This window comes from Fervidicella metallireducens AeB (assembly GCF_000601455.1).
Taxonomy (GTDB): Bacteria; Bacillota; Clostridia; order Clostridiales; family Caloramatoraceae; genus Fervidicella; species Fervidicella metallireducens.
The window spans coordinates 34,338-55,846 of record NZ_AZQP01000006.1; the positions used below are offsets into that span (position 1 = coordinate 34,338).

The window sequence follows — 21,509 nt, forward strand, 5'->3', positions numbered from 1 at the left end:
ACTGAAACAGGAGGTATGTATTATGAATAATTATTTAGGTGGAAAAAATCAAACAGTAATTCCAGAGGCAAAAAAAGCTTTAAATCAATTTAAGTATGAGATTGCTAGGGAAATTGGTGTTCAGCCACCAGAGAGCGGGTATTGGGGGAATATGACATCTAGAGAATGCGGTTCTGTTGGTGGTTACATGGTAAAAAGAATGGTTGAAGTTTATGAAAACAGCTTAATAGGTAAATAACAAAAAGAAAAGGGGTGTTTTTAGTCATCCCTTTTCTTTACATTTAGGTTGGTATTTTAAATAATTTTGATTTTATACTGGTTTAGTTTTATAATATGTTTGGTAGTAATTTCACATATACTTTGCCAAAATAAATAAAATTATAAAAAATAATACATATAATTGGAGGATAAGATGAGGATAATAACTGGTATTGCAAAAGGAAAAAAATTAAAAGCCCCAGATGGTATGAATACTAGACCTACAGCTGATCGAGTAAAAGAATCTTTATTTAATATTATAAATGATATATGCTTTGAAGCTGATGTTTTGGATCTTTTTGCTGGAACTGGTAATCTTGGCCTTGAAGCATTAAGCAGGTATGCAAGAAGGTGTATTTTTGTAGAGAATGATAAAGATACATTGAAAATATTGAAAGAAAACGTAAGGGAGCTAAAATTTAGTGATAAAGGGGAGGTTTTAAATAAAGAGGCCTTAAATGCATTAGATATATTTGCTGCTTCAGGGGAGAAATTTGATATTATATTTTTAGATCCACCCTATGGAAAAGGATTAATAGAAAAGTCAATTGCAAAAATAGACAAACACGATATCTTAAAAAGTAATGGAATCGTTGTAAGTGAATATGATCAGACTGACGAAATGCCAGAAAAAATAGGAAATCTAGTAATTTATAGAACTCAGAAATATGGTAGAACGAAAATTTCATTTTGGACTAAGGAGGAAAATTATGACTAGAATAGCTGTTTATCCGGGAAGTTTTGACCCAATAACAAATGGACACCTAGATATTATAGAAAGATCATCTAGAATTTTTGATAAAATAATCGTAGCAGTATTAGAAAATCCTGAAAAGAAAAATCCTATGTTTTCTGTTGAGGAAAGGGTTGATTTAATAAAAAGGGTAACAGAGAACATTGAAAACGTGGAGGTAGAAAGTTTTAAAGGGTTATTAATAGATTATATGCATAAAAAGAATGCAAATGTAATTGTGAAAGGGTTAAGAGCAATGTCAGATTTCGAGTATGAGTTTCAAATGGCATTGATGAATAATAAATTAGATTCTGATGTAGAAACATTATTTATGATGACTAACAGTAAGTATTCTTATGTGAGTTCTACATCAGTTAAGCAAGTTGCAACTTACGGTGGATGTATTGATGACTTAGTTCCAGAGAATATTATTATGGATATTAAAAATAAGATTAATCAGAAAAAATTAAGCTCAAGGTAGTAATCTTCTTATTAGTAAAAAAGGTTTATAGACTGAATATAAATCATAATTAATTCGGCAAACATAATATAATCCCATAGTCTGTATAGCTGAGAATTTAGTACACTTAAAGTTATACAGACTATGGGATTTTAAAATATTATGTAAATTATTTTCATATGTTAATAAAAATAAAATCAATGTTTTCTAATTTGGAAAAATAATTGGCTTAATAAGTTTAAACATAGAATTAAAGTCAGGTATGTCTCTAAAAGGACTATTGGATTAAGAATTATTGACGTATATTTATGATGAAAGGTTGTTGTATCTAATAAATTTACTTTTAATAAAATCCAGCAAATAAGTGCAGAAAAAATTCCATGAGTAAGTTTAAAAAATATATACTTATTAATATTAATTTTTGTTTTTGATAGAATACTAGTTACTTGACCTATGATGGAAAAACCACTAAAAGAAATTATAAAGCTTATAAGTATCATTTTTGTTGATAAAGAGCTCCCAAGGTTTGAGATAATTTTACAACCATTAGAAATTTCAATTGATGACTGTAATAATGTACAAATGTAGTTAGAGATGTTTTTAGGAATGTAAAGCATTGTTAGTAGTAAATTTAAAATAACAAAAAAATCAATATTTTCTAGAAGAGTTATGATAACAGAGAATAAGATTATATAGCCTCCTATAAATCCACAGGTTATTAAAGAGTCAGATATAGATTTTGAAAGAATTTCACCTACACGTACATTACGGTTTTCATGAGATAATGCAACATTACAATAGATATTTTTTTCTCTAGTAAACAATTTATAAACAAAGCCATTAGTAATAGCACCTAAAATATGAGAAATAAATAGAAAATATCCTAAACTTGAATTATTCAGCATACCTGTACCTACTGCACCTATAATGAATAAAGGACCTGAAGTGCTACTAAAGCTAAGTATTCTTTCTCCTTCTTCAACAGTTATCTTTTTACTTTCAATCAATTTTGCAGTAATTTTAGCTCCTGCTGGATATCCAGAAAAAAGACTCATAATAAATACATAAGCCCCATATCCTGAAGTATTAAAAAGGTATTTCGCCAGTGGTGAAAACATACGTGAAATATTTTCTGGTACCTTAAGTGATATTAGCATATCATTAATAATAAAAAAAGGCAGAAGGGATGGTACAACAACAAAAAACCAAAGGTTTATTCCATCCTTTGCAGAATTTAAAGATTGATAAGGATATAAAACTAATAGCAATAAAACCAATAACAATAAATAAACAATTGATTTCTTTTTAAATTTCGTTAGGAACAACATAAAATTTGTAATTAGTAATACAAAAACAAATATATTCATATCTATCCCTTATAGAGTACTTTATATATTTTTATTAAAGTGGGGGATAATATATGAGTAATAATTGTAAAATTGGCCTTGCATTGGGAGCTGGTTCTGCAAGAGGCCTGGCTCATATAGGGGTTTTAGAGACATTAAAAAAATATAACATTAGCTTTGATATGGTTTCAGGAAGTAGTGCAGGTGCTTTAATAGGTTGTTTATATTGTTGCGGTGTTGATTTTAAATATGTTAAGGCTTTGTTTAAAAATCTCCAGCAAAAGGATTATATTGATATTACTGTACCTAGAAAAGGTTTAATAAAGGGAGATAGAATTCAGGAAATAATTAAGTTAATTACCCAAAATAGAAATTTTGAGGATTTGAATATCCCATTAATTGTTACAGCTACAGATTTAAAAAATAAAAAATTGGTAGAGATAGAAAGGGGCAAATTACATGAAGCTGTTCGAGCGAGTATTTCTATACCAGGAATTTTTGTCCCAGTTGAAAAAGTCGATATGGTACTTGTTGATGGAGCTGTAATTGAAAGGGTACCTGCTAACACATTAAAAAGTAGGGGGATGGATTTAGTAATAGGTGTAGATGTTGGTTCAAATATTATGACATGCAATTGTAGAAGTATTTTTCATGTATTATATGAAGCATATGATTTAATGCAGCTTGAATATTTTAATTATAAAAAAATGAAGCAGATATAATGATTAAAGTTGATTTAGATGATATGGATCCAACAAGATTTGATTTGGTAGATATGTGTGTTGAGAGGGGAAAAGCAGCAACTGAAGAGAAAATCCCAGCTATTAAGCAGAAAATTGAAGAGCTAAACTTTATTATTGGAAAACATTTATGAACATTGATTATATAAAATAAAAAGTGGTATAAATAACCACTTTTTTATTTCAATGAAATTTTATGTAATTATTAAATTTTAAATTTTACAATATATTGGTGGTTTTTTCAGGTCTTGTCTGGCTTCTTTATATTCGTTGTTTGAATATCCAAGAACATAAATATCGGTAGCTGAAATATCATATTTTAACGTATCTATATCATTTGCAGAAGGATTAGTTATTATAGGTAAGGGGCATCTTTTCTTTATTTCCTTTAAAAGTTTTTTACCATTATCATTAAAACCAAGTACTCGGACATACTTAGCAGGTGACTTAATAATGTTGAGAGCATCTTTTTTAATATCTAATAAGGTATATATTAAAATTCTTTGCAGTCTAGTTGTTGTATACCTTTTTGTCTTAATTAACTCTATCAGGTCATTAATATTTGTTGTATTCTCACATGCTTTTTTAATTTTATTTTCAAGACCTTCAGATACATCTAATATTTCTGAAATGTCTGCTATGCTTAGAGTTCTCAATTTATACATTATAATATCACTAAAGTTATTAAGAAGAAGTGGCCCACAGCCACGTTTTATTTCTTCCTGTAAAATGTCATCCACATAGTCAGGTATAGATTGTTTAATATTGTTTTGTAGTAACAAATTCTTCCTAATGGAAGTAGCACTTGATATATTACCTGTAAGATTTTCTTCGTTGTACCTATTATTTATTCTTGGAATCGTAAACGCAGAAATATTACTTGACAACTTATGCAGAGACTTTAAATATTCAATAGCTAAAATATTATTTGAGTTATTTAAAATCTTAGTTAATCTACTATTTTCTTCGGTATTTGGATAATTATTGTTCATAAAATCATGTAATGCTTTTTCTCTTGCGGCAGGGAAAGAAATTCCGAGCTTTAAATACTTTTCCAAAGAAATTTTAAATTCTTGGGGTTCTTCTGCAAGGATTTTTGATAACATCATAAGCTCACTAATGTTTCCAGATTCGCTTCCAAAACAAATAGTATCAATAATTCCGAGTTTATCAAGTATACTTATAGCTCCAAAAGCAAATCCTTCAGCACTGCTTATCGAGTATATAGTTGGCAGTTCTAACACTAAGTCTATACCTGATAAAAGGGCCATATTTGTTCTTGCCCATTTATTAACAAATGCTGGCTCGCCTCTTTGAACAAAATTTCCACTCATAACAGCTACAACATAATCACAAGATGTCAATTCTTTAGTTTTATTTAAGTGATATATATGTCCATTATGTAAAGGATTATACTCAACAATAACACCATTTACTTTCATAATAATAACCTCCTAGAGAAAATATTGTACATTTTTTGGTTGTTTTTGTAAAGTTGTTTTAAATGTCAGAAAAGTAAATAAATTTTTTATTTATAAACATTATATATATAAGAAGGATTTTTTGATTTTGTATAGAAGTTATAGACTTGTGAGTATTTTGTAGAAGAAAGGAGAATTTTGAAATGGGATTAATGGAAAAAGTGTGGGCTAAGGCTAAAGGAGAAAGAAGCTAATAGCTTTACCAGAAGGAAATGAACCAAGAACTGTGAAAGCAGCAGAAATAATAAAAAGAGAAGGACTTGCAGAAGTTGTTCTTATAGGAAACGAGGATGCAATACGTGAATTAGCTGCAAAGGAAAATGCAAATATCGAAGGAATTAGCATTATCGATCCAAGTAAATCAGAAAAATTGGAAGAATATGCTCAAATGTTTTATGAATTAAGAAAAAATAAAGGTGTTACAATAGAACAAGCTAGGGAAATTGTAAAAGATGAAATATATTATGGAACTATGATGGTCAAGGCTAAGGATGCTGACGGAATGGTTTCAGGTGCAATACATTCAACAGGAGATTTGTTAAGACCAGCATTACAAATAATTAAGACAGCTCCAGGAATTTCAACTGTTTCAAGTACTTTTGTAATGGAAGTTCCTAATTGTGAATATGGGGAAAATGGAATGTTACTTTTCGCTGACTGTGCTGTAAATCCAAATCCCACTGCGTCAGAGCTTGCATCAATAGCAATTGCAACTGCAAAAACAGCACAAGTTTTATGCGGAATAGAGCCAAGGGTAGCTATGCTATCTTTCTCAACTAAAGGCAGTGCAAAACATGAATTAGTTGACAAGGTTGTTGAGGCTACAAAATTAGCAAAGGAAGCAGCACCTGAACTTATGATTGATGGTGAATTACAATTAGATGCGGCTGTTGTTAAAAAAGTTGGAGAATTAAAGGCTCCTCAGAGTCCAGTAGCTGGAAATGCAAATGTTTTAGTTTTCCCAGATTTACAAGCTGGGAATATAGGATACAAACTAGTTCAAAGATTTGCAAAAGCAGAAGCTATAGGGCCTGTTTGTCAAGGTTTTGCTGCTCCTATAAATGATCTTTCAAGAGGATGCAGTGTTGAAGATATAGTAAATGTTGTTGCTATAACAGCAGTTCAAGCTCAAGGTATGGATTTATAATTTCAAACTAATTGTGATATAATGTTAAAAGTTAAAAATTTAATATATTAAATCATTTTTGAAAGGAGTTACAGTAATGAAGGTATTAGTTATCAACTGTGGCAGTTCATCATTAAAGTATCAATTGATTAACATGGACAATGAAAAGGTAATGGCAAAGGGTCTTGTAGAAAGAATAGGAATTGAAGGCTCAATATTAACTCACAGACCAGAGGGTATGGATAAAGTGGTTATAGAACAACCTATGAAAGATCACAAGGATGCAATAAAACTTGTACTTGATGCCCTTGTGGATTCAAAACATGGTGTTATAAAAGACATGTCTGAAATTTCAGCTGTAGGACATAGAGTTGTTCACGCAGGTGAAAAATATGCTTGTTCAGTATTATTAAATGATGATGTAATGAAAGCTCTAGATGAGTGTATACATTTAGCTCCATTACATAATCCTCCAAATATAATAGGTATTAATGCTTGTAAGGCTTTAATGCCAAATACTCCTATGGTAGGTGTTTTCGATACTGCATTCCATCAAACTATGCCAAAGGAAGCATTTATTTACGCTCTACCATATGAATTATATGAAAAATATGGAATAAGAAGATACGGATTCCATGGAACTTCACATAAATATGTATCACAAGTTGCTGCAGATATGTTAGGAAAAGATATAAAAGACTGCAAGATTGTAACTTGTCATTTAGGAAATGGAGCAAGTTGTGCAGCTGTTTCAGGTGGTAATTCAATTGATACAAGCATGGGCTTTACTCCTCTTGAAGGTTTAGCAATGGGAACTAGATGTGGAGATATGGATCCAGCAATAGTTACTTTCCTTCAGGGAACTGCAGGTATGTCTGCTGAAGAAGTAAATAATTTAATGAATAAAAAATCAGGAGTTCTTGGAATTTCAGGAGTCAGCAGTGACTTTAGAGATATAGAAGGAGCTGCACAAGAAGGCAACGAAAGAGCTCAGTTAGCACTTGATGTATATACATATAGAGTGAGAAAGTATATAGGAGCTTATGCAGCTGCTATGGGTGGAGTAGATGCGGTTGTATTTACTGCTGGATTAGGAGAAAATTCACCAGAAACAAGACTTGAAATTTGTAAAGGTCTTGAATTTTTAGGAATAAAGATAGATGAAGAGAAGAATAATGTAAGAGGTAAAGCTGTTGATGTTTCAGCAGAAGGTTCAAAGGTAAAAGTATTTGTTATACCTACTAATGAGGAACTGATGATAGCAAGAGATACAAAAGAAATTATTAATGGTTAATAATTTTAGATAAATAGAATAATATTCTAGTTTAAACCTAGAATATTATTCTAATTTATTCTTGACTTTTTTATGCCAAATTAATATAATAATCATGGCATGTATTATGAGGTGAGCGTATGATTTTAGATGTTTCAAGGCTTTTGACAAAGAAAGTAGATCAAATGAAATTTGAAATGTTGTTTGAAACAGATCAAATTGAAAGAGATGATTTTCAGTTGGAGTTGGTTTCACCGATAAGTGTTGTCGGTAATGCTTACTATGACGGAGAGATAGTAAATGTTATCGGTAACATATCGTTGGTAATTAAAACTCTATGCTCACGTTGCTTAAACTCTGTTGATTACCATTTAACAATTGATTTTGATGAATTATTTTCAAAATCCAAGAGGGATGAAGATATTTATCCTTTTTCAGAAAACTACATAGATTTGAAAGATATGGTTATTGATAATATAATCATGTCTTTGCCCTTTAAACCACTATGTAGTGAAGAATGTAAGGGATTATGCCCAGTTTGTGGTAAAAATTTAAACTTAGGTCAGTGTGACTGTAATAGAGATAATATTGATCCGAGATTTGCAGCACTTAAAGACCTTTTTAAAGGTAAATGAGGAGGTGTTACAATGGGAAATCCAGCAAGAAGACATTCAAATGCTAGAACTAACAAGAGAAGAGCTCAGACTTGGAAACTTGAGATGCCAGGTATGGTAGAGTGCCCACAATGTCACGAAATGAAACTTGCACATAGAGTATGTGGAAATTGTGGCCATTATAAAAATAGAACAGTTGTAGAAAAGTAATAAATAGAGAAAGTCTTTAATGACTTTCTCTTTTTTTAACTAGAAAAAACTTATAGAACATTGAGTTGTTAAGATTTTATAAAGAATAAAATTTATTGGAAGATAAAGATGAAATTTTTACTTGAATATAGTTACAGTCAGTAAAAGTACATTGCAATTATGAAGATAGTAAAGTAAGATTTTGTAACTCTTTATATCAAGTAATAAATTGTTTATAATACTAGTAAGTCAAATATTCAGTAAATTTTGCAATAATAAAAGATATTGATTTATTTTAAAATGTCCTATATACTTAATATTAGTAGTAGGTCATAAAAATAAGTATAAGGAGTGGGACCTATGAACGCAAAACTCAGGAAGCATGAAAGACAGCTTAAGTTACAAGAACTATTGAAGGAAGAACCTTTTATAACGGATGAAGAACTTGCTTTAAAATTTGGAATTTCAGTACAAACCATAAGACTTGATAGGATGGAACTTGGAATTCCAGAACTTAGAGAGAGAGTAAAAAGTGTTGCTGAAAATAAGTTTTCAAAAGTTAAAGCTATTGCAGGAAAAGAATTTGTTGGGGACCTAATTGACATTGTTCCAGGGAAAAACGCAATTTCTATCTTAGATACGGATAATAACATGGTCTTTGAAAAAACTAAAGTAGTGAAGGGGCAATATATCTATTCCATGGCTGAAACATTGGCTTTAGCAATAGTCGATGCAAAAGCTGCTCTGACAGGTGTGGCTAATATAAAATATAAAAGGCCTGTCTATTCTGGTGAACGATTAGTTGCAAAAGGTGAAGTTATAAGAACTCGGGGAAATAAATTTTTTGTCTGGGTGTTTATTTATATTAATCAACAAGAAGTATTCAGAGGTAAATTTGTATTAGCTGCATTAAAGGAAAGTAAAGGAGAGTAGTTTATGAAGATAGTTATAGATGCTATGGGTGGAGATAATGCACCATACGAAATAGTTAAGGGGGCTATTGAAGCTTCAAAGGAATTCAAAACTGATATTATTTTAGTGGGAGACAGTAATAAAATTGAAGAAGCTTTAAATAACTATGGGTTAGATAAAAACAATTTTGAAATTGTACACACATCCGAAGTGATAACAAATGAAGATTCACCAACAATTTCAATTAGGAGAAAAAAAGATTCATCAATGGTTGTAGGTATGAAGCTTGTTAAGGAAGGTAAAGCAGATGCATTTATATCTGCAGGAAATACAGGTGCATTGTTAGCTGGTGGGCTTTTCGTAATAGGAAGAATAAAAGGAATAGATAGACCTGCATTAACTCCTGTAATTCCTGGGAAAAATGGTCATTTTCTATTAATGGATGCTGGTGCAAATGCTGAATGTAAAAGCATCAACATATTACAATTTGCTCTAATGGGAAGTATATATTCTAAAAAGGTACTTAAGAAAGATAATCCTTCTGTAGGACTTGTTAACATAGGTGCTGAAGAAGAAAAAGGTACTGAATTTACAAAGGAGTGTTTTAAACTTTTAAGGGAAAGTACTCTGAATTTTAAGGGTAATATTGAGGGTAGGTATATACCAGATGGTGATATTGATGTGGTAGTTTGTGATGGATTTACAGGAAATATAATTTTAAAGTTGTATGAAGGTGTATCACAAACAATTTTTAAAATACTAAAGGAAGAAATATTGTCATCTTTCACAACAAAATTAGGTGGCTTGCTACTCAAGCCAGTTTTTAGCAAATTTAAGAAAAAATTTGATTACACTGAACATGGTGGTGCAATTTTGCTTGGAATTGATGGTTTAGTAATAAAGGCACATGGCAGTTCAAACGCAAAGGCTATAAAAAATGCAATAAAACAAGCTATATTATGTATAGAAGGTAATGTGGTAAATTCAATAAAAAGCGAGATTGAGCATATTAATTAAATCTTTTAGGAGAGATAGAAATGATTTATAATGCGGGTATAACGGGAATAGGAATATCTGTACCGAATAAAATTTTAACCAATCATGACCTTGAAGAAATGGTTGAAACCAGTAATGAATGGATAATAACAAGAACTGGGATTAAAGAAAGAAGAATTGTAAATAGTGATGAAGCAGCTTCTGATTTATCAACAGATGCCGCAAAAAAAGCTTTGCAAATGGCAAAAATTAATGCTGAAGAAGTAGATTTAATTATTGTATGTACCGTAACTCCAGACATGATGTATCCTTCAACTGCGGCATTAGTTCAAAATAACATTGGTGCAAATAAAGCTGCGGCTTTTGATCTATCTGCAGGTTGTACTGGTTTTATTTACGGTGTTACAGTGGCTACACAGTTTATTAATAGTGGATTTTATAAAAATATTTTAGTGATTGGATGCGACATATTGTCAAAAGTAACTGATTTTACAAATAGAAATACATGTGTTTTATTTGGAGATGGAGCTGGAGCAGTTGTAATTTCCAGGACTGAGGATGTCGGTGTAATAGATGCATATATAAAGGCTGATGGTTCTGGTGGTGAATATCTTTATTTACCTGCAGGCGGTTCTAGAATGCCAGCTTCTATTGATACAGTAAACCAAAAATTACATTATACTTTTATGAATGGAACTGAGGTATTTAAATTTGCAGTAAAAGCCATGCCTGAAGCGGTTAATTGTGTACTTGAAAAGTCTAACTGCAATATTGATGAAATTGATTATTTTATACCACATCAGGCAAATATAAGGATTATAGAGTCAGCTACGAAAAGGCTTGGAATACCTATGGATAAAATTGGTATAACAATAGATAAATATGGGAATATGTCTTCAGCATCAATTCCGGTTACACTTTTTGAGGCATACGCAGATGGAAAAATAAAAAAAGGTAACAAGGTTATTCTTGTTGGTTTTGGAGCTGGGCTGACTTATGGTTCTGTATTGTTAAATTGGTTATTGTAGGAGGTGCTAAATTGAGAACAAGAATTTGTGAAATGTTAAATATCAAGTATCCAATTTTTCAAGGTGGAATGGCATGGGTATCTACATATCATTTAGCTGCTGCGGTTTCAGAAGCCGGTGGTTTAGGAATAATAGCTGCAGGAAATGCAGATGCTGAATATGTAAGAGAACAGATAAAAAGAATTAGGCAGATAACTGACAAACCTTTTGGTGTAAATGTTATGTTGTTGTCTCCATATGTTGATGAAGTAATGAATGTGATTATTGAGGAAAGAGTTCCTGTCATTACAACAGGAGCTGGTAACCCAGGAAAATATATAAGAGCGCTAAAGGAAGCAGGCACAAAAATTATTCCTGTTGTTCCATCTGTTGCATTAGCAAAGAAAATGGAAAAAGATGGAGTTGATGGAGTAATAGCAGAAGGAACAGAATCAGGAGGACATATTGGCGAATTAACAACAATGTGTTTGGTACCTCAGGTTGTTGACGCTGTAACTATTCCTGTAATTGCAGCTGGAGGAATAGCAGATGGTAGGGGAATGTTAGCAGCATTTGCATTAGGTGCAGAGGGGGTTCAGATTGGAACAAGGTTTGTTTGCTCTGAGGAATGTACTGTGCACCTGAATTATAAAAATGCAATAATATCTGCTAAAGACAGGGATGCTGTTGCTTCAGGAAGATCTACTGGTCACCCAATAAGATGTTTAAAAAATAAGCTAACCAGAGAGTTTGATAAACTAGAAGAACAAAGAGCACCAAAAGAGGATATTGAAAAATTAGGAATTGGTGCATTAAGAAGAGCAGTAATCGAAGGGGATGTAGATAAAGGATCGGTAATGGCAGGTCAAATATCTGGATTAATTAAAGATATAAAACCATGTAAAGAGATTATTGAGGATTTAATAAAAGATTATCAGAATACATTAAATAAATTAAGAGGATGATAATGATGAGAAGAGTCGCATTTATTTTTTCAGGTCAGGGATCTCAATATCCAGGAATGGGAAGGGAGATATATGAGAACTTTAAGTGTGCAAGGCATATTTTTGATAAAGCTAATGAAATATTAGATATAGATGTAAAAAGCCTTTGTTTTCAAGGACCTGAAAGCGAATTATCTAAAACAGAAAATACGCAACCATGTATGGTAACAACTTCTACTGCAATTGTAGAAGTATTAAGAGAATATAATATTAAAGCAGACTATACTGCTGGTTTAAGTCTGGGGGAGTATTCTGCCTTAATCTATGCTGGTTCCTTTAGTTTTGAGGATGGAGTAAAACTAGTTCATAAGAGAGGGAAGATAATGCAGGACGCTGTTCCTGAAGGTAGGGGAGCAATGTCAGCAGTGATGGGACTTGATAGGAAAACTGTTGAAGAAATTTGCAGGAGTCTATCAAATGAAGGAATTGTTGAAATTGCTAATTTTAATTGTCCTGGGCAAATAGTTATTTCCGGTGAAAGAAATGCTGTTGAAAAGGCTAATATTGAGTTGAAATCTGCAGGTGCTTCAAAAACAGTCGTACTCAATGTAAGTGGACCATTTCATTCCAGCCTTTTAAATGAAGCAAGTATAGAGCTTGAGAAAGAGCTGATAAAAATTGATATTAACTCACCAAATATCAAAGTAATATCTAATTACGACAATGAATATTATAGTGGTAAAGTAACTGATATAGTATATAAATTAAAAAAACAAATTTCATCATCGGTTAGATGGGAAGATAACATGAGAAAAATGATTGATGATGGAGTTGAATTATTTATAGAAATAGGACCGGGAAAGACTTTGACAAGTTTTATGAGAAAAATAGATAAATCCATTAAAGTTTTAAATGTTGAGGACATGAAAAGTTTAGACAAACTATTAATGGAAATTGGACGTTAGCTAGGAGGTTCGAAATGAAACTTAAAAACAGGATTGCTTTAATAACGGGTGCTTCAACTGGAATTGGTAGAGCTATAGCAATGAAATACGCACAGGAAGGTGCTCATGTCATTATAAACTATATTGGAAATCAATCAGTTGCAGAAGAAGCTGTGGAAGAAATCAAGGGACTTGGTGGTAGTGCAGAAATGTATAAATGTGATATTTCTAGTTATTCAGAAGTTGAAAATATGGTAGATGAGCTCGTTGCAAAGCATGGGAAGATAGATATACTTGTAAATAATGCAGGTATTACCAAAGATTCATTAGTAATGAGAATGTCAATAGAAGATTTCCAGAAAGTGATAGACATAAATTTAAATGGAACCTTCAATACTATAAAAGCATTGTCAAGGTATATGTTAAAGGAAAGACAGGGTAAAATAATCAATATTGCATCTGTAGTTGGTATTACTGGTAATGCTGGTCAGGCAAATTATGCAGCTTCTAAGGCAGGTGTTATTGCTCTAACAAAGTCAGTTGCAAAAGAATTTGCCACTAGAAATATTAATGTAAATGCAATTGCACCAGGATATATACAAACTAAGATGACAGATGTTCTAAATGAAAAAGTAAAAGAAGAAATTTTATCAAGGATTCCTATGAAAACTATAGGAAGTCCTGAAGATATTGCAAAAACAGCGTTATTTTTAGCGTCAGAAGATTCTAACTATATCACAGGTCAGGTAATAAATGTTGACGGAGGCATGGTTATGTAATATTATTATAGTTGATTCATTGAAGGGAGGTGAATTGGATGATATTTGAAAAAGTTAAAGAAAGAATATCAGATATCCTAGGGGTTGATGCTGATGAAGTAACTATGGAATCATCATTCATGGATGACCTTGGGGCAGATTCTCTTGATGTTGTTGAGTTAATAATGGCTTTAGAAGAGGAATTTGAAATAGAAATTCCAGATGAAGAAGCTGAAAAAATTCAAACTGTTGGTGATGTTGTTGAGTACATAAAGGAACATACTGACATGTAGTAATAGTCCCGAAATATTTCGGGGCTTTTAAACTGTGACATTTTTAAATTTACATAGATTACCTGTACCTGATGAAGTCAGGAGGATAAGAATGAAAAAGAGAGTAGTTGTAACTGGATTAGGTGTAATCACATCTTTAGGTAAGGATGTAGAATTATTCTGGAATTCATTAATTGAGGGCAAAAGTGGTATAGATGTAATTGAAAGATTTGATACCAGTGAGTTGGGTATTAAAATAGCAGCAGAAATAAAAGATTTTCAACCTGAAAATTATTTTGATAAAAAAGAGGCTCGCAGAATGGATAGGAATACTCAATATGGGCTTGCTGCTGCTTTAATGGCATTGAAGGATGCAAACATCGATTTAGAGAAAATTAATAAAGACAGGTTAGGTGTAATACTGGGATGTGGTGTAGGAGGAATTGAAACCTTTGAAGATCAGATGTCAGTATTGATAGAAAAAGGGCCAAAGCGAGTAAGTCCATTCTTTATACCTATGATGATTGCTAACATGGCTGCAGGTCAGATTGCTATGTCCATTGGGGCAAGGGCAATAAATGAAACCGTAGTTACTGCATGTGCATCAGGTACAAATGCAATTGGTGATGCTTATAATGCTATTTTAAGAGGAGAAGCTGACGTTATTATAACTGGAGGTACAGAAGCATCAATTACTCCACTTGCAATTTCAGGCTTTTCATCCATGAAGGCGTTGTCTACTAACAACGAGAACCCTAAAAAAGCTTCCCGTCCTTTTGATAAAAACAGGGATGGATTTGTAATGGGTGAGGGTTCAGGTATTTTGATACTAGAAGAATTAGAGCACGCTTTAAAAAGAAATGCTAAAATATATGCAGAAGTAGTTGGGTATGGAACAAGCTGTGATGCCTATCACATGACAGCACCAGATCCAGAGGGAAGTGGAGCAGCTTTAGCAATGAAAAAAGCTATAGAAGATGCAAAAATCCTTCCTGAGGATGTTGATTATATAAATGCCCATGGAACATCAACTGGATTAAATGATAAACTTGAAACAAAGGCAATTAAGGCGGTTTTTAAGGAGAATGCTTATAATGTTGCTATAAGTTCAACAAAATCAATGACTGGACATCTTTTAGGTGCTGCAGGTGGAGTAGAAGGAGTGGTTATTGCGTTAGCAATAAAAAACAATATAATTCCACCAACAATTAACTTAGAAGAAAATGATGAGGAATGTGATTTATATTATGTTCCTAATAAAGCAGTTGAAAAAGTAGTGAATTATGCTATGTCAAATTCTTTTGGATTTGGGGGGCATAATGCAGTTATTTTAATGAAAAAATATGAATAATAAAATAAAAGCTAGAGTGAAACTCTAGCTTATATTTTGACATAGAGGAAATAAATAAATACTGAGCTTTTAGTTTACTTATTTCTTCGATGTCATTTGGGAGGTAAAGTATGAATAGTGAGAGAAAAAAAATGTTGAAAGATTTTCAAGAGAAACTTGGTGTTCATTTTAATAAATTAGAATTATTAGATGTAGCTTTAACTCACAGCTCCTATGCAAATCAATTCAATCTTACATACAATGATCACAATGAGAGATTAGAGTTTTTAGGTGATTCAGTGTTAAGTATGATTGTAAGCGAGTACCTCTATAAAAAATATAAAAATAAACCTGAGGGTAAATTAACTCGTATAAGGGCAGGAGTTGTTTGTGAATCATCTTTAGCTGAAATATCAAGAAGATTAGGTGTAAATAGATACTTAAGGATAGGAAAAGGGGAGGAACTTTCAGGTGGACGCGAAAAAGACTCTCTATTAGCTGATGCATGTGAAGCTATTATTGCTGCTGTTTATTTAGATAGAGGATTCGAAAAAGCAAGAGATTTTGTATTAAAAAATTTAGAACAGAAAATAGAACTGTTCAGTGAATCTAAAAATTATAATGATTTTAAATCAAAATTACAGGAATATGTGCAAAAGAACTTAGCTGCAGCCATTAAGTATAACATATCCGGAGAATTTGGTCCTGATCATGACAAGACCTTTGAGATTGAAGTTTATTTGGATAATAAATGTTATGGAAGGGGAACAGGAAAAAGTAAAAAAGAGGCTGAACAATTAGCTGCAAAACAAGCATTAAAAGTTTTAGGAGTGGAGATAAATGACTAAAAAACATTACATCATACCAATCTTCGTTTCACACAGAGGTTGCCCACACGACTGTGTGTTTTGTAATCAAAAAAAATAACTGGTAGAGAAGCTGAGATAGATTGCAAGGATGTTGAAGGAATAATTAGAGAACACTTAAAAACAATTGATAGAAAAAATGCTTTTGTAGAAGTTTCATTTTTTGGGGGTAGTTTTACAGGTATTCCCATAGTTCAACAAAATCAATTACTTGCTGTGGCAAATAATGCACTCAGCAATGGCCTTATAGATGCTATAAGATTGTCAACACGACCTGATTATATAAGCGAAGAAATACTTTTGAATCTGAAAAAACATAACGTCAAAATTATCGAATTAGGGGTACAATCTATGGATGATGAAGTGCTTATGCTCTCTGAACGAGGCCACAGTCAGGAGGATGTTGTTAATTCGTCTAGATTAATCAAAAGTTATGGCTTTGAACTAGGACTTCAAATGATGATAGGGCTTCCTGGAGATAATGAAGAAAAAGATATGGAAACAGCAAGAAAAATAATAAAACTAAACCCAGATTTTGTAAGGATTTATCCAACACTAGTTATAAAGAAAACAAGTTTAGAAGAAATGTTTATTAAAGGTGAATATATTCCATTAGAGTTAGAAGACGCAGTTAGTATTTCAAAGAAGTTATATAAAGAATTCATAAGAAGTAGGATTGATGTGATAAGGCTTGGGCTTCAGGTAACAGAACAAATAAATTCCGGAAAGGATGTTGTTGCAGGCCCTTTCCATCCGGCTTTTAGAGAACTGGTTGAGTCATCTTTATTAAATGATATGATAAAGTATGTGATAAATAAAGAGTTTAAAGATTCCTCAAATATTGAAATATCGATTTCACCAAAAGACATATCAAAACTTTATGCCGACAAAAAAAGATATTTTAATGAGATAATAAAAGAATTTAATACAAAAAATATTAAGATACGACAAGTTAAAGAGATTAATAGCTATACATTGGCATTTTACGACAATAATTATTTTCGAAAAATGTCATTATATGACTATGTAAAATTGGAAAAATAAAGAAGGGATTTTTGTGAAAATGCAGAATATTTATACTATACTCTACAGAGAAGTTTATGGAGGAGGAATAGTATATGGAAGTACTAAAAGTATCTGCTCAATCACAACCTAAGGCGGTAGCAGGAGCGCTTGCTGCAGTCCTCAGAGAAAGAGCATCAGCAGAGGTTCAGGCTGTTGGTGCAGGGGCTGTAAATCAAGCTGTTAAGGCTATTGCAATAACAAGAGGTTTTGTTGCGCCAAACGGAATTGATCTTGTTGTCATTCCAGCTTTTTCTGAAATTCAAATAGAAGGAGAAGAAAGAACAGCAATTAAATTCATTGTGGAGCCAAGATAAAAATGATTATTAATAGATTCAGATAGTTGAAAAATATATTTGAATCTTATTTAAAGAGATTTTTGGAAATATGGTCTACAAATAATCATTAAAAAGGTTATTAATTGGACCTGAGTAGGGAATTTTAAAGTTATTTTCTAAGAACATAGAACTTTTGGGTGACTACTTATAGTGGGATATCTCAAAAGTTCTAGTATTTTTTGTGTTATTTAGCAGATTGACAATAAACTTAATAAATTTTAAAATTAAAATAATGTTTGAGGGATTTGTCCACCCGGGTGAATCCTTTTTTATTGGTTTGAGATACAATTGAAGTAAGTGAGGTGTTAATTTGTATCTAAAGAGATTAGAAGTTAAAGGATTTAAGTCCTTTGCAGATAAAGTAGATTTAGAATTTGGAAAAGGAATCACAGCTATAGTAGGTCCAAATGGAAGCGGAAAGAGTAATATTTCAGATGCTATTAGATGGGTACTTGGGGAACAGAGTGCAAAAACACTTCGTGGCGGAAAAATGGAGGATGTTATTTTCTCAGGAACTGAAAATAGAAAAGCATTAGGCTGTGCAGAAGTTTCTTTAACAATTGATAATACAAATAAAATTTTGCCATTAGAATACAGTGAAATTACTGTCACACGTCGCTTATACAGGTCAGGTGAAAGTGAATATTTAATTAATAATACAATAGTAAGATTAAAAGATATAGTAGAACTTTTTATGGATACTGGAATAGGGAAAGATGGGTACTCATTAATTGGACAGGGTAAGATTGATGAAATATTGAGTACAAAATCAGAGGAGAGGAGAAATATTTTTGAAGAAGCTGCAGGTATTGTAAAGTATAAAACAAGAAAACAAGAGGCAGAAAGAAAATTAGAAAATACAAAACAAAATTTGATTAGGCTTAATGACATAATTAATGAACTTGAAGAACAAATAGAACCTTTGCGTAAACAATCGGATATTGCAAAAAAGTACCTTACCTTAAGGGAAGAACTTAAACAATTAGAAATAAATGTTATGATGCATAATTATGGTATTAATGAAGAAAAATTAAAAAAACATAATAGCGACATCAAAGAGCTAACTGAAGGTAAGAGTGAATTAGATAAAGAAAGACAACTTATTATAGATAAAATTGAAGAGCTAAAAAAAAGATTAGAGCATTACGATAATATATTTAAAGAAACAAATGACCAAAGATTTAATGCTGAAAAGGGACTTGAAAATAAACAGGGAACATTGAAATTGTTAAATGAACGCTGTGATAATTATAATAAGGAATGTATAAGATTAACAGGTCTTCTTGAAGAAGAAGGAGACTTAGTAGTTCAAATGCACAACGAACAAGAGAATTTAATAAATGAGAAAGGCAGAGTAGAATTAGAAGTCCTTGAAATTGAGGAAAACTTAAAGGAAATAAATAGAGAGTACGAAATAACACAAAAGAGTTGCATAGACTTTGAAAAAACAATAGAAAATAGTAAAGCAGATATTATTCAGATATTAGGATATATATCGGATATAAACAATAAGACAACTTCTGCAGAAGCCACAGTTGAGAATATAAAAAATAGAAGTATGCAATTAAAGAAAGAGATAGAAGTAAAAAAAGAAAAGCTTAATTTGACTACGGATGAAATAGAAAAATCCAGTGGGAATATAAATAATAACAGTGAAGAGCTTTTTCAATTAAATGATAGAAAAAATGAAATGAACAAAAAAATAGAGATTTTAGAAAAGGAAAAAAATAGTTTAATAAGGGAAAAAAATGAATGCTTTGAGAATTTGAAAATTTATGAAGCAAAGTTCAAAACTTTGAATGAAATGGAAAAGGACATGGAAGGGTTTAACAGAGCAGTTAAATCTATTATTAAGAACTACAAGGATGATGCAAAAGTTTTTGGGACAGTTAGTGATCTGATTAAAGTTCCAACTGGATACGAAATAGCAATTGAGATTGCACTTGGTTCATCTATACAGAATATAGTTGTAGATTCGGAAAATACTGCATCTCAAATGATAAAATATTTAAAGCAGAACAATGCAGGTAGGGCAACATTTTTGCCATTATCTACAATAAAACCAAGGAATATAAGTCTGGATAAGCATACAAAAGAAATTGAAGGGTATCTTGGTATTGCTGCTGACATTGTTAGTTATAATGCTAAATTTACAAATCCTATTTCAAATCTCTTAGGGAGAGTAATAATAAGTAAGGATTTAGCCAGCGCACAGAGGATTGCTAGAATTACTGACTATTTGTATAGGATTGTCACCCTAGAAGGGGATGTTATTAACGCAGGTGGTTCATTTACCGGTGGAAGTACTAATATGAAGAACACAGGTGTCTTTACAAGAAAAAATGAAATAATGGAATTATCAGTCAGAATAGAAGAACAAAAGGAATTGTTGAAAAAAAGTGAAGAAAAATCATTAAATATAGACAAGGATTTAAATTCATATAAAGACATTTTAAGAAAAATAGAGAGCGAAATACAGTCTTATACAATTAAAATACAAACTGAGAAAAATAAAATTGAAGTGTTACAAAGGGAAAAAGATACAATCTTTGAAACAATAAAGGAAATTGAAATGGAGATTTCCCATAATGAATCAGAAATTCATAGAAATATTGAAAATATAAAATCAAATACGTTATTACTAGAAAAATATGAAATAGAGCATGAAAATATAAATAAAAAAATCGAAACTTTTCAAAACGATTATAAAAATTTACAAATTTATAAAGAAGAAGTATGGGATAAATTAACAAAACAAAAAATAATCTTAGCTGATAAGATGAAGACGATGGAAATATTGGCTGATAAAATAAGAGATTTAGAAAGTCAGATAAACAACAGGAATAAGAAAAAAATATTTTATGAAGAACAACTGAATGAGTCAATTAAGGGTCTGGAGTTTACAAAAAATGAGATTAAAAATTTAATTGCGGATATTCAAAAATCTGCGGAACTTATTATTGAATTAAAGGATAAAATAATTTCAATAGAAAATACGAAAAAAGAATTATCAAATCAATTAATATTAAATGAAAAACAAAAATCTGTAATTGAAGAAAACATAAATAGTACAATTCAATCAATATATAAATTAGAAGTTGTAAAATCAAAATTGGAAACAGAGATAGAAGCTTTGGCTAATAGGCTCTGGGATGATTATGAGCTGACTATTCCACAGGCAGAAAAATACAAGATAGATATTAGTAATTTTTCCGAAGCAAATAAAAAGGTTAATGAACTAAAAAACAGTATAAAATTGCTAGGAGAAGTTAATGTTAATTCTATTGAGGAATTTAAGAGGGTTACAGAAAGATATGAATTTTTAAGTAATCAAAAGTTGGATCTTCAAAAGGCAGAAACTTCATTAATGAGCGTTATTGAAGATATAACAACAAAGATGCAGGAACAGTTTGTATCAAAATTTAAAGAAATAAAAGAAAACTTTAATCTAACCTTTAGAGAGTTATTTGGTGGGGGTTATGCTGACCTGAAGTTAGAAGGTGAGGATGTGTTGAGTTCAGGAATAGACATAATAGTTCAACCGCCTGGTAAAAAACTACAAAGTTTATCTTTGCTTTCAGGGGGAGAGAAAGGGTTATCAGCAATAGCATTAGTTTTTGCTATATTAAGGATGAAACCCACACCGTTTTGTGTTTTAGATGAGATTGAAGCTGCACTAGATGATGCAAACGTTAATAGGTATGCTGCTTTTTTAAAGGATTTTGCATTAAAGACTCAATTTATTATAATTACACATAGGAAGGGGTCTATGTCAGTAGCAGATTCATTATATGGAGTTACCATGGAAGAAAAAGGAGTTTCAAAGATGGTATCTCTTAAATTAAAAGGAGGAATTTAAA

21 protein-coding genes and 2 pseudogenes are annotated in these 21,509 nt (G+C 31.4%); 21 read left to right on the forward strand and 2 right to left on the reverse strand.

Going from position 1 to position 21,509, the window contains the following annotated elements:
• Positions 1-22 precede the first annotated feature (22 nt).
• From Q428_RS03055 to coaD, 3 genes are all read left to right on the forward strand, one after another.
• Positions 23-238, forward strand: a complete 216-nt coding sequence (locus tag Q428_RS03055) for an alpha/beta-type small acid-soluble spore protein (protein ID WP_035378080.1) — start codon at positions 23-25, stop codon at positions 236-238.
• A gap of 174 nt (positions 239-412) precedes the next feature.
• Entirely contained in the window at positions 413-976 is a 564-nt protein-coding gene (gene rsmD, locus Q428_RS03060; RefSeq protein WP_035378082.1) for a 16S rRNA (guanine(966)-N(2))-methyltransferase RsmD, read from the forward strand.
• Complete coding sequence (gene coaD, locus Q428_RS03065) at positions 969-1,472, forward strand: pantetheine-phosphate adenylyltransferase (RefSeq protein WP_035378084.1); 504 nt, start codon at positions 969-971, stop codon at positions 1,470-1,472. The genes rsmD and coaD overlap by 8 nt, the downstream gene beginning before the upstream one ends.
• 176 nt (positions 1,473-1,648) lie before the next feature.
• Here the strand turns inward: coaD and ylbJ are convergent, their stop codons facing one another.
• Positions 1,649-2,818 (reverse strand): sporulation integral membrane protein YlbJ, encoded by a 1,170-nt coding sequence (gene ylbJ, locus Q428_RS03070; protein WP_035378086.1) that lies wholly within the window; start codon positions 2,816-2,818, stop codon positions 1,649-1,651.
• Between the two features lie 53 nt (positions 2,819-2,871).
• Between ylbJ and Q428_RS03075 the strand changes: the two genes are divergently transcribed.
• Both Q428_RS03075 and Q428_RS15335 read left to right on the forward strand, forming a co-directional pair.
• Positions 2,872-3,519, forward strand: coding sequence for a patatin-like phospholipase family protein (locus Q428_RS03075; protein ID WP_051514860.1), 648 nt, complete (start codon positions 2,872-2,874; stop codon positions 3,517-3,519).
• Positions 3,519-3,671, forward strand: a complete 153-nt coding sequence (locus Q428_RS15335) for a hypothetical protein (protein WP_161633582.1) — start codon at positions 3,519-3,521, stop codon at positions 3,669-3,671. The genes Q428_RS03075 and Q428_RS15335 overlap by 1 nt, the downstream gene beginning before the upstream one ends.
• A gap of 78 nt (positions 3,672-3,749) precedes the next feature.
• Here Q428_RS15335 and Q428_RS03080 read toward each other — a convergent pair whose 3' ends face one another.
• Positions 3,750-4,979, reverse strand: coding sequence for a nucleotidyltransferase (locus tag Q428_RS03080; protein ID WP_035378088.1), 1,230 nt, complete (start codon positions 4,977-4,979; stop codon positions 3,750-3,752).
• Positions 4,980-5,161: 182 nt separating this feature from the next.
• On the opposite strand from Q428_RS03080, the pseudogene pta reads away from it, so the two are divergent.
• From pta to smc, 16 genes and pseudogenes are all read left to right on the forward strand, one after another.
• Positions 5,162-6,165, forward strand: a pseudogene (gene pta, locus Q428_RS03085) (phosphate acetyltransferase).
• 76 nt (positions 6,166-6,241) lie between these two features.
• A complete protein-coding gene (locus Q428_RS03090; protein WP_035378090.1) occupies positions 6,242-7,438 on the forward strand; it encodes an acetate/propionate family kinase in 1,197 nt (398 codons plus the stop codon).
• A 119-nt stretch (positions 7,439-7,557) separates the two neighbouring features.
• Entirely contained in the window at positions 7,558-8,052 is a 495-nt protein-coding gene (locus tag Q428_RS03095) for a YceD family protein (RefSeq protein WP_035378092.1), read from the forward strand.
• Positions 8,053-8,064: 12 nt separating this feature from the next.
• The gene (rpmF, locus tag Q428_RS03100) at positions 8,065-8,241 is read left to right on the forward strand and encodes a 50S ribosomal protein L32 (RefSeq protein WP_035378094.1); all 177 of its coding nucleotides are present in this window, start codon (positions 8,065-8,067) and stop codon (positions 8,239-8,241) included.
• Between the two features lie 339 nt (positions 8,242-8,580).
• Complete coding sequence (gene fapR, locus Q428_RS03105) at positions 8,581-9,153, forward strand: transcription factor FapR (RefSeq protein WP_035378096.1); 573 nt, start codon at positions 8,581-8,583, stop codon at positions 9,151-9,153.
• Positions 9,154-9,156: 3 nt separating this feature from the next.
• Entirely contained in the window at positions 9,157-10,149 is a 993-nt protein-coding gene (plsX, locus tag Q428_RS03110; protein WP_035378098.1) for a phosphate acyltransferase PlsX, read from the forward strand.
• 20 nt (positions 10,150-10,169) lie between these two features.
• Positions 10,170-11,156 (forward strand): beta-ketoacyl-ACP synthase III, encoded by a 987-nt coding sequence (locus Q428_RS03115; RefSeq protein ID WP_035378100.1) that lies wholly within the window; start codon positions 10,170-10,172, stop codon positions 11,154-11,156.
• A gap of 11 nt (positions 11,157-11,167) precedes the next feature.
• The gene (gene fabK, locus Q428_RS03120) at positions 11,168-12,100 is read left to right on the forward strand and encodes an enoyl-[acyl-carrier-protein] reductase FabK (RefSeq protein WP_084478069.1); all 933 of its coding nucleotides are present in this window, start codon (positions 11,168-11,170) and stop codon (positions 12,098-12,100) included.
• 5 nt (positions 12,101-12,105) lie between these two features.
• On the forward strand, positions 12,106-13,044 hold the full coding sequence (gene fabD / locus Q428_RS03125; RefSeq protein ID WP_035378182.1) for an ACP S-malonyltransferase: 939 nt from the start codon (positions 12,106-12,108) through the stop codon (positions 13,042-13,044).
• A gap of 14 nt (positions 13,045-13,058) precedes the next feature.
• Entirely contained in the window at positions 13,059-13,802 is a 744-nt protein-coding gene (fabG, locus tag Q428_RS03130) for a 3-oxoacyl-[acyl-carrier-protein] reductase (RefSeq protein WP_035378102.1), read from the forward strand.
• A 38-nt stretch (positions 13,803-13,840) separates the two neighbouring features.
• A complete protein-coding gene (gene acpP, locus Q428_RS03135; RefSeq protein ID WP_035378103.1) occupies positions 13,841-14,074 on the forward strand; it encodes an acyl carrier protein in 234 nt (77 codons plus the stop codon).
• 91 nt (positions 14,075-14,165) lie between these two features.
• Positions 14,166-15,404 carry a beta-ketoacyl-ACP synthase II gene (fabF, locus tag Q428_RS03140; RefSeq protein WP_035378105.1) on the forward strand — a complete coding sequence of 413 codons (1,239 nt, stop codon included), beginning with the start codon at positions 14,166-14,168 and terminating at the stop codon, positions 15,402-15,404.
• Positions 15,405-15,514: 110 nt separating this feature from the next.
• The gene (rnc, locus tag Q428_RS03145; protein ID WP_051514862.1) at positions 15,515-16,231 is read left to right on the forward strand and encodes a ribonuclease III; all 717 of its coding nucleotides are present in this window, start codon (positions 15,515-15,517) and stop codon (positions 16,229-16,231) included.
• Positions 16,224-17,293 (forward strand): annotated as a pseudogene (locus Q428_RS03150) (elongator complex protein 3). The gene rnc and the pseudogene Q428_RS03150 overlap by 8 nt, the downstream one beginning before the upstream one ends.
• A 74-nt stretch (positions 17,294-17,367) precedes the next feature.
• Positions 17,368-17,628: a stage V sporulation protein S gene (locus Q428_RS03155; protein ID WP_035378108.1), complete on the forward strand. Its 261-nt coding sequence runs from the start codon at positions 17,368-17,370 to the stop codon at positions 17,626-17,628.
• A 331-nt stretch (positions 17,629-17,959) separates the two neighbouring features.
• Positions 17,960-21,508, forward strand: a complete 3,549-nt coding sequence (gene smc / locus Q428_RS03160; protein WP_035378110.1) for a chromosome segregation protein SMC — start codon at positions 17,960-17,962, stop codon at positions 21,506-21,508.
• The last annotated feature ends 1 nt before the right edge of the window (position 21,509 follow it).